The following is a 17,184-nucleotide window of genomic DNA, read 5'->3' on the forward strand; positions in this document are numbered from 1 at the left end:
TTAGTTGGGGAGAAGAGATTGGGAAATTTTGTAAGTCTTTAAAGAAGCCTCACCCATTGAAAGGCAGAAGTATGGCAAATGCTGTAACCTCCCTCTCCCGAAGAAAGGGTTTTTATAGGCAGCAATTTAGGTCCAATATTCAGATATAACTGATCTTGCCACTCGCAAACTCCTTTCTAAAAGAGATGCCTTTAGCAGATACTTCGTCACGTTGGACTCGCTAGAAAACCCGAACTAATAGCAGCAGCCTGAGTAATTTAAACCCGATGGCAGCGGTAGCCCGAGCTTTTTCAGCTCGGCTTTAGCGAACAGTGGGACGAAATTACCTAAGCACTACTGATACCGTTTTCCAAAAAATAGAAATAATTTAGAAACTTTAGAAGTCTTTCTACCCGTAAACCATTTAAGACTTCGAAAGTGAGATTACTTTTTCATAGGCTCAATCAACGCAATTGTACCATCAGCATTATGCGTTAATTGCGTAACCTTAACATTTCTTAAATGCGTTTTACCCGAAAGCTGCGTATCGTGATAGAAAATATACCATTTTCCTTTTACTTCGATAATGGAATGATGCGTGGTCCAACCCTCCACAGGATTCATAAATGTGCCCTGATATTTGAACGGACCGAAAGGATTATCACCAATTGCCGAGGCCAGGAAATGAGTATCGCCAGTTGAATAAGTAAAATAATATTTTCCATTGAATTTATGCATCCAAGCGCCCTCAAAAAAGCGTCTATCATGATCTTTTGTAAGTAGCGGTTTGCCGTTTTCATCCAAAATTACAACATCTTTAACTGCGCCATCAAACCTGAGCATATTCTTACTCAGCATGGCAACTTTAGCATTTAATGCGGGTTCGTTTTCCTTTTGAGAATCGGTTTTTGAGCGATTGGCCTCATATTTCCCATTATTCCAACGTTGTAACTGACCGCCCCAAATACCACCATAATACATGTAAGCTGTTCCATCTGTATCGGTAAAAACCGCTGGATCGATGCTGAAACTTCCCTCAATTGGTTTTGGTTCTGCCTTAAACGGACCAACAGGATTTTTAGCAGTAGCCACGCCAATTCTGAAAACATCTTGCTTATCCTTTACTGGAAAATAGAGATAATAGGTGCCATTTTTAAAAGCCACATCTGGTGCCCAAAGCTGGCGACCGGCCCAAGGAATATCCTTTACGCTTAATGCTACGCCATTATCTTTCACTTTTCCGTTGATGCTATCCATGCTTAGGATGTGGTAATCTTTCATATCGAAATGATCACCATTATCATTTTCTGGTGTTCCAGATTCAATATCATGCGATGGATAGATGTAAATTTTGCCATCAAAAACATGAGCGGATGGATCTGCAGTGTAAATCTCACTGATTAATGGCTGCGACAAATACTTCGATTTCTTAGTTGTATCGGTAGTTTGAGTGCTGGTTGTTTTGGCATTTTGCTGACAAGCGCTGGATGCTGCGATTGCCATTACCAGTGCTAGGCCAGATAATTTTTTAAAATTTTTCATCTTATTTTCAAGTTTATAAATGGTTAGGTCTATTTTATTTCCGATACAAAAGTTTCTGGTGGACCAAGAAAACTTGGTTTTAATCCGCCAAGATCGAGCACCAATTTTTGAAGCACAACACCAGTATTTATCATCCAATATTTGATAGTATGTTTTCCTGCTTTATCGAATTTTAATGGCGTTTTAAAAATCTTGATATTATCTGCAACTGATTTTCGCCAAGCAGATTCCGTTTTATAATCGGTGCTAATATTTACAGTAATTGGCGGTGCATCATCAACAGAAATGGCAAACTTTAATCCATCTGAATTTGTAAAATCGATGGTTGGCGAAATGAAACTATTTAACGTGAATGTGCCAGCCTCGCTCAAATAAATATCGTATTCCAAAAGTGGCGTATTGGCATCTAGTTTCCGAATTGGCGAAGTAACCGGAACTGCAATTACTCCCCCTAAGGTTTTACCATAATTCGGCAAGGTTTTCCAAAATATTGGACGATTATTTATTGCCCTGCTGTAATTCGGAGCATCCATGGAAATGTAGCCATTCTGTGGTAAAAAAACATTAATTTTTTCTGCTGAAAACCTGTTATTATCTAAGGTAATTGGCACACTCATTTTCGAACCATCGCTATCCGAAACCAATACAACTGCCTGCGATTTTCCTTTAGGTGCTTTTGCCCAATCGATGGTAAGCCAAATTCTTTTTTCATCGCGAACTTCTCCCTTTGACTGATCGATAATTACATAATTCGGCGCTTTAACTTGGTAGGTAAAAATGCCATTAGCTTTGTTAAACAACTCAAAATAATGTGATTTGTTGCTGTAATAATCAAAAGTTGGCAATGCAAGGTTTACCTTTTTCTTTTTACTCCAGGAGGAATCACTTCCCTCAATCGCCAAGCCCATTTCAGCCTTACTCAAATTCCCAGTTGAAACCAAAACCATTGTATTGGGGATCGAATTTTTTTCTGGTTGTTGCCAATAAGTATAACCAATATGGGTTTGATCCATCATGTGATCCCACTTTCCGCCAGCCATTATTTTGTTATAATAATTGGTTATTTCTGCATCACGTTTGTACAGTTCTGCTACTTTATCGCCCATGGCATTTGTGGCCAAACGACCTTGTTTGGCATAAAGCTTGTTTTTGCCAACATGATAATAAAGATCGTAAAGATTTGCGCTGGCCTCAACCGGGTGCATCACCAATTGATAGTATGCATCTTTTTGATCAGCCGGAATTTGATTGTAAATGAACTTTGCTTTCTGTTCAAGCTTTCGGTAATCGGCAACCACATTTTCGAACTCATTGTAATTGGTTAAACTGTAAATGCTATCCGTTAATAATTCTGGTTTAATTCGTCCATTATATTTGGAATATAAATCTAGTACATCAGCTATTTCCGTTGCATAGGTTTCACCAAATTGCTTTGCCGACCAATCAATGATATAGTGTTTCAGTTTTTCGGCGGGTATTGCATCGGGCGCCCAGGCGTAATCCAAAAAGAACGATATTGGAAATTCCATCGGTTTTAAATCGCCCACATTTACAATCCAAATTTGGTTGGCATTGTACTCATAAGCCAAATTCATTTGCTCCCAAATTTTTTGAATCGGGTTGGTGTTAATCCACTTGTAATTTCGAGGATCGCCCACATAATCGAAATGATAATAAATGCCGTAGCCACCTTTTCTTGGTGCCTCATTTAGTTTTGGGAGTTTTCTAATATTTCCCCAGTTATCATCGCAAAGCAGTAAAGTAACATCATCAGGCACACGCATGCCGTTATCGTAATAAGCTTGCACTTCTTTGTAAAGCGCCCAAAGTTGTGGTGTTTCTGGCGCTGGCTTTTGGGTTACTTTTTCAATAATCTCCCGCTGATCTTTAACAATTTTCTCCAGCAAAGCGGTTGCTGTTCCTTCGGTCATGGGTTCATCGCCATCACCTCGCATGCCAACCGTAATAATTTGTTCCTTATCCGCCACGCGTTTTAAACCGCTTTCCCAAAAGGCTCTTAATTGCTCGGGATTTTGATCGTAGTTCCACTTGCCACCTTTGTATCTTTTCCATTCATCGTGTGCCCGGGTAAGCGGTTCGTGGTGCGAGGTACCGATAACCACGCCATATTCATCAGCGAGAATTGGGTTCATTTTATCATCATCGTTAAAAGCACTTCCCCACATGGCAGGCCATAAATAATTGCCCTTTAAACGCAGAATAAGCTCAAAAACTTTCTCGTAAAACTTACTGTTTAATCCACCGAATTCCTTTCTACTCCACCCTGATAAAGCCGGTGCCTCATCATTTAAAAAAATTCCCCTGTATTTTACCGCTGGTGATGAAATAACATGGCGACCCGCAATGGCGAATAAAACCTCACTTTTTTTAACGGGAACATCGGCCCAATAATACCAAGGCGAAACCCCAATTTGGCTAGAAAGTTCGTAAACGCCGTAAATGGTTCCGCGTTTATCGCTACCTGCGATTACCAAAGCAGAATCTATTCCAGCTATTGGATTTTTAACCACTTCGATGAGGGTACTTTCCCAATTCCCTGCAATCCCTGCAACATTGATTTTATTGCTCCTGATCAATTCATCTATGATCGTACTCTTGCCAATTGTGCCAATAATGATCGCCATGCCTGAAGTTTTATCGGCGGCAAAAGCTGGGTTTATTCCCGTTACTTTTTGTAAATCTACCTGAAGATTTTTAGCCGCTCTTATAACTCCTGGCCATTCGTTTCCGCTGGTTAAAATGGAAGAAACCTTGCCTTTACTAGCAATAGAAAAACTACCCGGAACATAAGTTTTGGCCACAAATGGATTTGCACCCGCAGCGGAACAAACCGCTTTAAAGCATATCAATACGATAAGGAGGATGAGTTTCTTCATGTCATTTGTTTTTAAAATTAATCACTTCCCAATAGGCTTTTTTGGGTTGAAGATGGGTATCAAAAAGTAACGGATAATTTTTTCTGCCCATTACCGGATACTCGTCCAGCCAAGTATGTCGATCGGAGATATTCCAGAAAGTAACATTGGTAATTACGTTTTTATATTCACGAAATATTTTGAAAACCATAGCGTATTGAGCAGCTTGTTTTTGTGCTAATTCGGGCGTAAATTCATCGGCCTCACCAGGTTTTCTATTGCGGCTATTTTTCTCCCAAGGATAAATAGACATATCAACTTCGGTAAATTGAATCTTCAAGCCCATGGAAGAGTACCTTTCAATAGCGGCACGAAGTTCGGTTTCTGTAGGCTCTTGTAATGACCAATGCGCTTGCAAGCCAACACCATCTATCGGCACTCCCTTATCCTTTAAATTTTTTAATAGCTTGTAAATTCTCTCCCGCTTTTCTGGTCGCTCGGTATTGTAATCGTTGTAATAAAGTTTGGCATCAGGATCTGCGGAATGTGCGTATTCAAAAGCTTTCATAATGAAATCTTGGCCACAGATTTGATACCATTTGGAATCTCTGAAATATTTCGATGGATCATCATCAATGGTCTCATTTACCACATCCCAAGCATAAATTTTTCCTTTATAACGATTAACAACCGTGGTGATATGGTCTTTTAATCTTTGCAATAAAACTTCTTTCGTTACTTGTTTTCCATCTTTTCCGATAAACATCCAATTTGGTGTTTGTTCGTGCCAACAAAGGTTATGTCCGCGGATTTTTATTCCATTCCTTACCGCAAAATTCACAATTGAATCTGCATCTTTCCAATAGAATTGACCCTCTCGAGGTTGAATTGGCCCCATCTTCATCGCATTTTCTGCGGTGATGCTATTAAATTGCTTTTTGATGAGTTGCGCCTCATCACCAGCTAAATTCCTTGGTGCAACAGCCACGCCGATTGGAAAATAAGATCGATAAAAATCTTTCAAGCCCCGATTATCCTTTGCATAATTGGCAATGGTTTGTTGTGATTTGCAAGAACCGAAAATTAGCAGCAATGGAATATAAACCCACGTAGATCCAATAAATTTCGAAAATTTAGGTTTCTTACTCATCCTATTTGGTTAATTTTTTATTGTTTATGGCGATAAAGATAAAAGCCAATTATCTTATTTAAAATCCGATGGAATTTCCACCATCAACAGGCATTACAACACCCGTAACATATTTTGCACCTACAGAACAGAAAAAATAAACAGCTTCAGCTATATCTTCTGGCTCGCCCATTTTCCCCATTGGCGTTCTCGAAAAAACCTTATTCTTTCTTTCAGGATCAGCATCTAAAGCCTTTGCAGACATGGCCGTTTTGATAAAACCTGGCGCTACACAATTAATCCGAATTCCTAATGGAGAAAGCTCTGTGGCCATGGCTCTTGTCATGCCCTCAACACCCGTTTTAGCTGCAGAATAAGCAATCACTTTTGGAATATCATATTGCGCAGCCATAGAACTGATGTTAATGATGCAGCCATTTCCTGCTGGAATCATTTTTTTCACTACCTCGCGGCTAATGGCAAAAACCGACGATAAATTGGTTTGAATTACACTTGCGAAATCGTCATCAGTAACCTCTATAAAATGCTTTTTCATGTTGATGCCTGCATTATTTACCAAAATATCAATTTTAGCGTATTCGGTATTTATCTCATCAATTAAAGCTGGAATTTCTTTTAGGTTTTGAAGATCGAATGCTTTATAACTGCATAGCTGACCAAATTCCGCAGCCGCAGTTTTTAGATTTTCTTCATTTCTGCCAATCATGATTACATGAATGCCCTCACTGACCAATTTTTTCGTTATGGCTAGTCCTAATCCGGCACCACCGCCAGTTACAATGGCTATTTGCTTACTCATATTTGCCTTAATAAAATTGAAAATCTATTTGGTAAAATTTACAATGGCACTAAAGTAATATTAATTAAACAAAAATGCAATCGGTTGCACAAAGTAATTGTTTTTTTTAAGAAGAGAGATCTGTATCCCTATTATTTATTCTTAATCAACATGAAACACAGCAGTATTGATTGTGTCTTAACTTGATGACTAGAAATGATAGATTTAAGAATAGATGAATATTTAAGCCAGGCTATTCTTTTATACCTTTTTAAGATAAGTTGGAAATGAGATTGCCACTTCGTAGGAAATGACGCAAAAAAGATTTATCTCTCTACCAAGAGTGTAAAAATCCATAAGCATCTAGATAAGGTTGATTTAGATTACACCTGATTTTGAAATATGTCGGTTTTCTGTGCCACAAGCCATTGTTTATAAACCTGACATGCGTGGAAATCTTCTTATCAAAAGTTACTAACTCTAATTGGCTACTGGTTTAAGAGAGTTAGTAACTTTAAAAATAGCATTATAATCGAGCATCATTTCATAAACCCAAAATTTAAACAGTTCATTATTTGGCTAATGGAACCTCTACACCCACCGGACCGCTTGGCTCACTTTCATTTTTTAAACGATCTAAAGCCGTTACCAAATAGCTGTAACGCTTACCGCTTTCCACGCTGGTATCAATAAAAGAAAGATAATCCTCAAAGCTAACTTTAAGAATGTTTTTAGGATCTAGCACTGATATCTGCTCACCCTCGGCAAAACGGTAAACTACATAACCCGATGCTGTTTCTCCATCCTTGGCTTTCAAAGGGTTTTGCCATTTTAAATGAACGCCATCTTTCAAGGCATCGGCAGTTAAAGCTTGTGGCTCATTTGGCGGAACTTGGTCCAACCAAGGCATTTGAGGCGGCAAAGCAGCATATTTGTAAAAATCATTTTTTAAGGAATCTCCAACTGCTCTGGCAACTGTACTTAAGGATTTAGAACTGAAATATACACTTCCCTGAATTCTATTATTCTCTCTGATGTATCGAATCTGTCGTGGCACTTCTGATAGGTTTTTCCACGCAGCCTCTGCCCTAGAATTTACCAAGTACGCACCTTGACCGATGTAAACATGCCTACCATAACTATTATTGCTCCACCAATCTACGAGCGTTCCAAATGGCGCAACTCTTCTGGTAAAAGTGAAATAAATTTGAGGATTGATATAATCTACCCAACCCTCTTTAACCCATTTCCTACTATCGGCGAAAAGTTCTGCATAATTAGATAAGCCACTTGTTGCAGATCCCTCAGGGTCTTCGTATTTATTTTTCCAAATTCCGAAAGGACTTACACCAAATTTTACCCATTTTTTATAGTGGTGAATGCTATCATCGAGCTGCTTAATCAGCATGTCTACGTTGTTTCTACGCCAATCTTTGATGTCGGTAAAATTATTTGGGAATTTATTAAAGGTTGCGCTATCATTAATGGTTTGCCCCTCTATTTTGTAGGGATAGAAATAATCATCAAAATGAATTCCATCTACATCGTAGCCTTTAACAACATCTAAAATAACCTGAATAATGTATTCCCTTACATCTGGAATGCCTGGGTCGAACTGTTTCTTGCCACCGTAGGTAAAGAACCAATCTGGATGTTTACGAAATGCATGGTTTTCGCTAAAAACAGTGCTACTACTCATACTCGCCCTGTACGGATTAAACCACGCATGCAGCTCCATTCCCCGAAAGTGCGACTCCTTAATTGCGAAAGCCAAAGGATCGTAACCGGGTGCGGGCGCTAAACCTTGCTTGCCCATTAGCCATTGGCTCCAAGGCTCTCTAGATTTCGCATAAAAGGCATCACCAGCTGGTCGAACCTGCAAAATAATCGCATTCATACCTTGGCTTTTATGCCGCTCCAATATGCCAATAAGTTCTTGTTTTTGCTGATCGATAGTCAAACCTGGTCGCGATGGCCAGTCTATATTGGTAACAGTAGCCACCCAAACGCCCCTAAACTCTCTTTTTGGTGCAATTTTTGATAATGGTTGAGCATTTGATATATAAGGTACTACAGTTAAAGTTAAAAGTGCGTATAGAAAGTTTTTAAGCATTATTTCTGTCTTGTTTTTTATTCAGGATGTGTATTTGTGTTAATTTGAATACAAATGAACATTAGCAATTAAACGATTTTTTTTAAAAACTCTTATAAGTTTATTAAAAATAATATTTTGCGCCCTGCTAAAATTAATTGTGTGCCCCATTTACCTATGGATTAACAAAAGTATATTAATTTAAGAAGATACAGCATTATTAAAAATGGAACCACAAAAGATTAATAAGGGCGATAGAAACAAAATTTACTTCCTTGTCATCGTTATAGTCGCTTTAATAGGCACTAATGCTTACCTGTTTTTTAAAGATCGACAGCAGAGCCAAAAGTTTGTAACGGTGAGTACAGAAAAAGACAAGCTGCGCCTTGAGGTGGAAAAAATTGAAGTGGAACTGGATAAGGTTAATGCATTGAACTTAGATTTAAATGATAAACTTGTTGAGGAGCAAAAACTCGCCAGAGAAAAAATCAAGGAACTTAAGGTATCATTAGAAAAAAATCAGATCACCCAAGGTGAAATAGATAAGGCGAATGTTCAAATTAACGAGCTGAAAACATTTGTAAAGAACTATAACGATCAAATTATCCAACTTCAAAAAGATAATATCTTCTTGAAGAATAGTCGCGATAGCTTGGAAAGCTCACTAAAAAGCATCAGCAGCAAAAATTCAAATTTAGAGAGCGAAAACTCCAACCTTAACGCAAAAGTTAAAACCGCAGCAGCCTTAAAGCTGCAAACCGCAGAAATTATTGCTTTTAGAACAAAATCTAGCGGCAAAAAAATTGAGGTGACCAAATCCTCGACAGCAGAAAAATTAAGTGTAAGGTTTAATATCATTCCTAATGAACTTGCAGAAAAAGGGCATCATAATATTTACTTAAGGGTATTCGATCCTGCCGGAAACCTTCTAGCCGATGAGGGAAATCGCTTTGAGGCAGAGGGCCAGGAAATGCAATTCAGTCACTCCATTTTCATCAACTACAACAACGATGAAAGCACCTATGTTATCGATTGGGCCAATCCAAAACCATTTATAAAAGGAATTTACACGGTTATTCTTTATGCCGATGGAATTACAATGGGGAAAGCACAAGTAGACCTAAAATAATCCATTTTAGTATTACCAATCCAACTTATTGCAGAAAATTATTAGGCTAACGGAAAGCCCAAATAAAACGTGGTACCCAAATCTGGCACCGAGGTAAAGGATATCGTTCCTGCTGCATTTTCTACCGCTTGCTTAACAAATGCCAAACCCAAGCCAGTACCCGATGTTTTGGTGGTAAAGTTTGGAACGAATATTTTATCGTACAATATTGAAGGGATTCCCTTGCCATTATCCTTAATCTCGATAAAGGCATTTTCACTATCATTATACAGAAGTACGGTAATGCAGCAGTGAGAATTTTCGTCAATGGCTTCAATGGCATTCTTGAAAAGATTATTAAATATCCTTAACAATTGATCATGATCGGCCATGATATGAATATTTTTATCTGTTTTATTCTCAATATCGATAACAACATTATCAGTACTTTTAAAAACTTCTCGGGCTTGCTCTATAATCGGCAAAATATCCATGCGCTCCAAAATGGTATCGGGCATTTTGGCAAAATTCGAAAATTCTGAAGCAATTTTAGAAAGGCTGTCGATCTGTTCGATAAAAGATTTGCTAAACTTATTAAACTTAATCTCAAAGTTCGGGTCCTTTTCTTTCCATGATTTTTCTAACAGCTGAACACCCAATTTAAGTGGCGTAAGTGGATTTTTAATTTCATGCGCAACTTGCTTTGCCATTTCTCTCCAAGCGCTTTCCCGTTCAGATCGGGCTAGCTTTAATGCGCTCTGCTCTAGTGCGGCAATCATATTATTGTACTCCTTAATCAAGGAGCCGATTTCATCGTGCCTACGCCAAACTATCGGCTCATTGCGTTGCCCGATTTTGGTCTTGCTAATGCTCTCTTGAATAAAAGTTAAAGGGCTCGTAATTTGATTAGCCAAAAACACAGCCAAAACACCAATGGCCACAAAAACCAAGGCATATATGTTAATTAGGTTACTTACAAAAAGTGCGATTTTATCGGTGTACTCCTCTTCGTTAGAGTAGTTAGGCAAACCAATGTAGGCAATGGTTTTATTTTGCGCATTCCTTATTGGTGCATAAGCTGCCGCATAAGTTAAATTACCTATTTTCTCCTCTGGATTAATAAACTCAGATCGATGCAAATTATTTAAATAAGCGTAAGCGAGTGGACCCATCTTTCTGCCAATTACCTTATAATTATAGAGTTTTGGATAGGTGGTCATCAATAAATCTCCATTAACATCGTAAAGATTTAAATCAGCGTTATTGATATCGGCAAAAGTGTTAAAGTCGGCTATGGCATTTTCATCATTGGAAATAATCCCGTTGCTAAACACTTGTTTCTCAAAATTCTGCTGTACTTTTCTAATCTTATCCTTTATTAACGAATCCTGCTGACCTCGATATTCATTATTCATGTAGTAATAAGTTACCCAACCCACAATTACTAAGGTTGCCACAACGGATAATACTATAGAAACCTGTATCCTGGTTTTGTATAGGATCTTATTAGCATTAATCATTAATGATCGATTTATACTAAACCAACCAACGCGGTCATCATCTAAATTTTTGATTAGCCAAATTAATCCATAAAGCAGTAGGGAGAAGATGATAAATACCAAGAAGAAAAATGATAGTGCTGCCAAACGTTCAACATAATCTACTTTCTGCTTACTCACAACAACCATTTTGCTATCACTAGGCTTGTAAGTGATGTGGCTGTAATGCAAAACATCGTCGCTGCTAGATACAAAATCGTCTTTTTTGCCTTTGAAAACACTTCCATCCAATGGGTAGGTGTAGTTTCCAGATTGATTTAGCAACTTATTATTACTGTATAAGGCGATTGAATAACCCTTAAAATCCTCATCTCTAATCTGTTTTTGATCGCCTAAAAGATCGGGCAGACGATTGTTGTAGTTGTAAGGTTTGGATCTCAGTTCGATAACCATTGTACCCAATAAATTCCCTTTTCCAACAACAGAAATTATCCCAAAATAATCTTGATAGCCAAATGTGTTATTAACCTGATAGAAATAGTTCGAGCCATCAATCTTCACCGAGCCCGATTGAACAAGCCGCTTATACTTATCTAGTAGTGGGATTTCTTGGTTGCCAATAGCCGATCCTGTTTTGCTATAAGGATATATTTGGTAATCGTACCGAGATAAGTAGCCATCAAGATAATCCTTAACATGGTTCTTTAGCACGGCGTAGTTTGCATTGCCGTTCTGGCTAAAATACCTTTCCAGAAAATTATCCTTAACAATTTCATTTCCCAAAGCGCCAAGCGCTATAATGGCATTCGGATCTTCTGATGACTGTACCTTTCTGGCCAAAGGCTCACGCATGTTGCGTTCCTTAATGTCTTTGTATTTTGTGTATTTTATCGAAGTATTAAATGCCAAACAGAAGAAAACAATCGCAATCATTCCGATTGAAAAAGTTTTTTCCTTTATATAAACTGCCCGAGCTACAATAAATAATACTAATGCGAAAACGATGAAAAAAGCATTAAAGTCTACAATTAATTTATAGCTAAAAACGCCAGCAAATCCGATTAAAAATACGATTAACCGTTCTTTATTGGTAACCTTTAATTGTGTGCTAATTGTTGCAGAGATGATGGTTACCAAATAAATCTGAAACCATACCAAACACAAAATTACAATGCCTACCCAACTGGTTCCAGTTAACTTTAGGATATTAATAATGTCGAAGCTGATCTTCGAATTATTAGAGTTGTAAATCAGTCCAAAGAATACATCGTCTGTTCCCCAAACCGCAAACCCAATAAGCAACATTAATATTACCTGAATGGCAATTCCTATGGCCTTGTTTTTGGTAACCCATTGAGGAAATTTATATTGCTCCTTGTGGTTGTACATGAACAATAATGCCCACGTAAGTACAATTACATTTAACAAGAAATCGCCCAGAGATGGCATTAGAAAACTTTCAGAATATATTTTTGGATCGAATAGTTCTAAGGTAAATCGATGGTTGAACCAGCCAAAGTATAAATCGCTAAGCCGGAAACCAATAAAGAAAGATAGCAGCAAAAATGTGCCCCATGCAATATGTCCTCTTCGGGCAATTAATGAGCATAACGAATTGAAGAACATACAAATGCACAACATTCCGGCAACAAACAACCAAAGTTGTGTTGGTGAATAATAAGTGTCTGTATAACCTGGCTTGATCTTTAAGCCAAAAAGAAATTTATTATCGAGACTTTTGATGGTGTAAACATCCTTATCGGTAAAGGAGGCAAATGTTAAGATTTTTGAGTTTGATAAGACTGGGTCGATCTCATTTTTAAAGTACTGTGTTTCCTTAAAATCGTATTGAGATTGAATGGAAATCAAAAATATAAAGTTGAAATTGCCTTGTGTACGCTTAATTACCTCGTACCATCCGTTAGAGAAAAATAAAACCGAGCTGCCCTCTCTTATTTTTTCTGGATCGATATCCGAAACCTTATAAGTACTCCAGAATTTAAGTTGATTATTTTGATAGGTAAGTAAATTTATGCCGTTTTTTTTTCGATAAGATTCAATAAAATCTATCGCATTTTTAGGATCGAGGTGAAATCTCTTTGCTTCGGCAACCTTGTTCTTATCGCCCAAGAAACTTTCAACAGCCTTTTCCTTTATTAAAAGATTATTCTGAATTTCGGCTGCATCGCGTTCCAGCAATTCATTTTTGGTGGTAAATCTGCTCAAAGAGATGGAGGTTGCAATTAGGCAGCAGCCTAAAACAAACAGCAGAAATCGTATTTTTACACCAAAGCTCAATTTCATCGATTTTGATAAAGATATTAAATATTGATAAAAAACAACGCCATAAACTGTTTGTTTATGGCGTTGCAATTATAGAAATTGTAAGTTTTTATTAAGCTAAAGTTGCGCTGCTGGTTTGCACCTCGCGACTTACCTTTTTAACCAATCCTTGCAATACGTTCCCTGGCCCAACTTCTACAAATTCCGTAGCACCATCGGCAAGCATGTGTTCTACGGTTTGTGTCCAACGTACAGCGCCAGTTAATTGTTTTATCAAGTTCTCTTTAATTTGAGTTGGATCTGTATAAGGTTTAGCATCAACATTTTGATAAACGGGACAAATTGGAGCTGAAATATTTGTTGCTTCGATTGCGGCCTGTAGTTCGATTTTAGCTGGCTGCATTAAAGGAGAGTGAAAAGCGCCACCAACATTTAGCTTCAAAGCTCTTTTTGCACCAGCTTCAGTCAATTTAGCACAAGCTAGATCAATTCCTTCTATACTGCCAGAAATTACCAATTGACCTGGACAGTTATAGTTTGCCGGAACAACAACAGCATCTATCTCGGCACAAATTTTTTCCACCACATCATCAGCCAAACCTAAAATTGCCGCCATTGTTGATGGTTGAGCCTCGCAAGCTTTTTGCATGGCATTTGCACGGGCAATAACCAATTTAAAACCATCTTCAAAGCTCAGTGCATTGGCAGAAACCAAAGCAGAAAACTCACCCAATGAATGACCAGCAACCATATCTGGCTTAAAATCATCACCTAAAACCTTGGCTAAGATAACCGAGTGCAGAAAAATTGCGGGTTGCGTTACATTGGTTTGTTTCAGTTCTTCATCGGTTCCACCAAACATGATATCGCTAATGCGGAAACCGATAATTTCGTTTGCCTTTTCGAATAATTCTGCAGCTTTTGGGTTTTCATAAAGATCCTTACCCATGCCTACAAATTGTGCTCCCTGACCGGGAAAAATATATGCCTTCATACCCCTTAATCCCCTAAAGGGGAAATTAAATATTTTATAAATTATTATTGTAATACCCTTTATCCCCATTTAGGGGTTGGGGGTTTAATCTAAACTTGCTGTAATTAACCTCAAAAATTCAGCTCTGGTTTTATCATTACTTAAAAAAGTTCCGGTAAATGCAGAAGTTGTAGTAACCGAATTTTGTTTCTGTACGCCACGCATGGCCATACATAAGTGCTTGCATTCCATTACCACGGCAACACCCATTGGGTTTAACGTATTTTGGATACAATCTCTAATTTCGTTCGTTAAGCGCTCCTGAACCTGCAAACGGCGGGCAAAAGCATCTACCACACGAGGGATTTTACTTAAGCCAACAATATGTCCGTTAGGGATATAGGCAATATGCGCCTTACCAAAAAACGGCAACATGTGGTGTTCGCACATCGAGTAAACCTCAATATCCTTTACCACAACCATTTGGCTATAATCTTCCTGAAACATGGCCGATTTTAGAATTTCATCGGGTTTTAGATCATAACCATGCGTTAAATATTGCAAAGCCTTAGCTACTCGTTCAGGTGTTTTCAACAAACCCTCACGCTCAGGGTTTTCTCCCAACTGACTAAGAATATCCTTATAATGAACGGCTACTGATTCTATTTTCTCTTCGTTGTAACGGTCTATCTTAACATAGCCATCTCTCGATTCGCCTTTTAATACGTCTTTATTTTCCATTAAATGTAATGTGTTTTGGCGGTTAAGTTAACCGAAATACTCAACATAATTATTTTCGGTTTCGTAAATTTTAACGCAATGTAAAACCGCTCCACTTTCTGCAACCGGGGCAGATAACTGCTTCCAAATCTCTATAGCCAGGTTTTCTGTAGAGGCCAATTTGCCTTTCATAAAATCTACATCAAGATTTAAGTTTTTATGATCAACCTTATCTACAACATAAATATTCATTACATCTTTTAGCCACTTTAAATCAACAAGGAAGCCTGTTTCAGGATTAACCTCGCCTTTTACCGTAACATACAACCAGTAGTTATGACCATGCCAATTCGGATTTGCGCACTTGCCATAAACTTCTGCATTTTTATCATCATCCCAATCGGTTCGGGCCAGTTTATGAGCTGCGTTAAATGATGCTTTTCTCGTTATATAAATCATTATTATAAAATAAAGCACAAATATACGGATAAAGGATTAAGCTTAAACACTAAAGGCCAAAGCTTACAGAAAACCTTAATTTTAATGAAAACATTCTGCTAAATTTACAATATGAAAACTTTAGTTGTTGCCGCTACCAAAGCTGAGCTTACTTATTTTTATCAGCATTTTAATTTACCCGAGGGAGATTTTATAGAGAGCAAACATTTCGATTTACTCATCACTGGCGTAGGAATGGTAGCCACCGCTTTTTCATTGGGCAAACATCTTTCATCTAAATATAGCCTGGTTATTAATTTTGGCATTGCCGGATGTTTTGATCGCAATATAGAACTGGGCACTGTTTTAAATATTACCGAAGACATTTTTGCTGAACTCGGAGCAGAAAACGGGGACGAGTTTTTAACCATTTCTGATCTAGGTTTCGGCGAAAATCATTTCAAATCGCGAACCGATAAAAAAGTTGGATTGCCCATTGCCAAAGGCATCACCGTAAATTGCGTAAGTGGAAACGAGAAAAGTATAAAAAACTTAAGAACCCGCTTAAATCCTACAACAGAAAGCATGGAAGGTGCATCGGTTTTCTATGCCTGCAAGCTACAACATATCGATTGCCTACAAATTAGAAGTATCTCCAACTATGTAGAGCCGCGAAATAAAGACAATTGGAAAATTGGTTTGGCTGTAAAAAACCTGAACGATTGGGCCATTGCTTTTATAGGAGAAATGAACTGATTATGACTGTTTAATTTTAAACAGTGGTTAATTTTGAGTTATGAAACTTACACTTGGTTTTTCGCCCTGCCCTAACGATACATTTATTTTCGACGCCCTGATTCACCATAAAATTGATACCGAAGGATTAGACTTCGAGGTTTGTTTTGATGATGTTGAAACACTGAACCAAAAAGCCCTGAAAGGTGAATTGGATATTACAAAGTTGAGTTTTCATGCATTTGCCTACGTTGCCAATCAATATGCCTTACTAGATGCTGGTAGCGCATTGGGTTTCGGTGTTGGTCCGCTGTTGATTAGTAAAAATCATTTTGATGGAGAAAATGATTCCAGACTCCTAACGCCTAGCTCCAAACTTAGAGTTGGCATTCCTGGAAAATACACTACCGCTAACTTTTTACTCGGCATTGCCTATCCGCAATTGCAGAATAAACAGGAGATGGTTTTCTCAGATATTGAATCAGCTTTGCTGGAGGATAGAATAGATTTAGGCTTAATTATCCACGAAAACAGATTTACTTATCAGGATAAAGGCTTAACAAAAATTGTTGATTTAGGAAATTATTGGGAAAAGTTAACGGGTTGCGCCATTCCTCTGGGTGGAATTGTAATCAATAAAAATTTAGATCGAGATATCCAGTTAAAGGTCAATCGCTTGGTTCGCCAATCGGTAGAATTTGCTTTTGCGCATCCAAAATCTGGCTTAGCATTTATTCGCCAACACGCACAGGCGATGGATGAAGCCGTGATGTACAAACACATTGAGCTTTACGTAAACAAGTACAGTATTAATCTTGGAGAAGAAGGTAGAAAAGCAGTTGATACGCTATTTACGCTTGCTCAGGAAAGAAATATTATCCCTGCGATTCAAGAGCAATTGTACATTTAAGCATTACGTGAAAGGTACTATAATACATTTTCTAGATGTTTTTCTTGGCCAATCCTTTATGCTCATTTTGGTTGAGTAAAAGTTCTTGGAAATGAAAGGTT

General features: G+C 37.9%; 12 protein-coding genes. 3 read left to right on the forward strand and 9 right to left on the reverse strand.

Annotated elements, in window-relative coordinates; translation table 11 throughout:
• Positions 1-423 precede the first annotated feature (423 nt).
• From EZ449_RS05160 to EZ449_RS05180, 5 genes are all read right to left on the reverse strand, one after another.
• On the reverse strand, positions 424-1,521 hold the full coding sequence (locus EZ449_RS05160) for a glycoside hydrolase family 43 protein (RefSeq protein ID WP_225872238.1): 1,098 nt from the start codon (positions 1,519-1,521) through the stop codon (positions 424-426).
• Between the two features lie 29 nt (positions 1,522-1,550).
• Positions 1,551-4,418 (reverse strand): glycosyl hydrolase 115 family protein, encoded by a 2,868-nt coding sequence (locus EZ449_RS05165; RefSeq protein ID WP_131556901.1) that lies wholly within the window; start codon positions 4,416-4,418, stop codon positions 1,551-1,553.
• Position 4,419: 1 nt separating this feature from the next.
• Entirely contained in the window at positions 4,420-5,547 is a 1,128-nt protein-coding gene (locus EZ449_RS05170; RefSeq protein ID WP_131556902.1) for an endo-1,4-beta-xylanase, read from the reverse strand.
• A 58-nt stretch (positions 5,548-5,605) separates the two neighbouring features.
• On the reverse strand, positions 5,606-6,346 hold the full coding sequence (locus EZ449_RS05175; RefSeq protein WP_131556903.1) for an SDR family NAD(P)-dependent oxidoreductase: 741 nt from the start codon (positions 6,344-6,346) through the stop codon (positions 5,606-5,608).
• A 550-nt stretch (positions 6,347-6,896) separates the two neighbouring features.
• Positions 6,897-8,438 carry a glycoside hydrolase family 10 protein gene (locus EZ449_RS05180; protein WP_131556904.1) on the reverse strand — a complete coding sequence of 514 codons (1,542 nt, stop codon included), beginning with the start codon at positions 8,436-8,438 and terminating at the stop codon, positions 6,897-6,899.
• Between the two features lie 205 nt (positions 8,439-8,643).
• Here EZ449_RS05180 and EZ449_RS05185 point away from each other — a divergent pair, with 205 nt between their 5' ends.
• Positions 8,644-9,546, forward strand: coding sequence for a coiled-coil domain-containing protein (locus EZ449_RS05185; protein WP_131556905.1), 903 nt, complete (start codon positions 8,644-8,646; stop codon positions 9,544-9,546).
• Positions 9,547-9,587: 41 nt separating this feature from the next.
• Here EZ449_RS05185 and EZ449_RS05190 read toward each other — a convergent pair whose 3' ends face one another.
• From EZ449_RS05190 to EZ449_RS05205, 4 genes are all read right to left on the reverse strand, one after another.
• Positions 9,588-13,328: a sensor histidine kinase gene (locus EZ449_RS05190; protein WP_131556906.1), complete on the reverse strand. Its 3,741-nt coding sequence runs from the start codon at positions 13,326-13,328 to the stop codon at positions 9,588-9,590.
• A 91-nt stretch (positions 13,329-13,419) separates the two neighbouring features.
• Positions 13,420-14,301, reverse strand: coding sequence for an ACP S-malonyltransferase (gene fabD / locus EZ449_RS05195; RefSeq protein WP_131556907.1), 882 nt, complete (start codon positions 14,299-14,301; stop codon positions 13,420-13,422).
• Between the two features lie 84 nt (positions 14,302-14,385).
• Positions 14,386-15,021: a GTP cyclohydrolase I FolE gene (gene folE / locus EZ449_RS05200; protein WP_131556908.1), complete on the reverse strand. Its 636-nt coding sequence runs from the start codon at positions 15,019-15,021 to the stop codon at positions 14,386-14,388.
• A gap of 27 nt (positions 15,022-15,048) precedes the next feature.
• Positions 15,049-15,459 carry a 6-pyruvoyl trahydropterin synthase family protein gene (locus EZ449_RS05205; RefSeq protein ID WP_131556909.1) on the reverse strand — a complete coding sequence of 137 codons (411 nt, stop codon included), beginning with the start codon at positions 15,457-15,459 and terminating at the stop codon, positions 15,049-15,051.
• Between the two features lie 111 nt (positions 15,460-15,570).
• Here EZ449_RS05205 and mqnB point away from each other — a divergent pair, with 111 nt between their 5' ends.
• Positions 15,571-16,194, forward strand: a complete 624-nt coding sequence (gene mqnB / locus EZ449_RS05210; RefSeq protein ID WP_131556910.1) for a futalosine hydrolase — start codon at positions 15,571-15,573, stop codon at positions 16,192-16,194.
• A 40-nt stretch (positions 16,195-16,234) separates the two neighbouring features.
• Positions 16,235-17,083 carry a menaquinone biosynthesis family protein gene (locus tag EZ449_RS05215; protein WP_131556911.1) on the forward strand — a complete coding sequence of 283 codons (849 nt, stop codon included), beginning with the start codon at positions 16,235-16,237 and terminating at the stop codon, positions 17,081-17,083.
• Positions 17,084-17,184: the final 101 nt, after the last annotated feature.

The organism is Pedobacter frigidisoli (assembly GCF_004331675.1).
Taxonomy (GTDB): domain Bacteria; phylum Bacteroidota; class Bacteroidia; order Sphingobacteriales; family Sphingobacteriaceae; genus Pedobacter; species Pedobacter frigidisoli.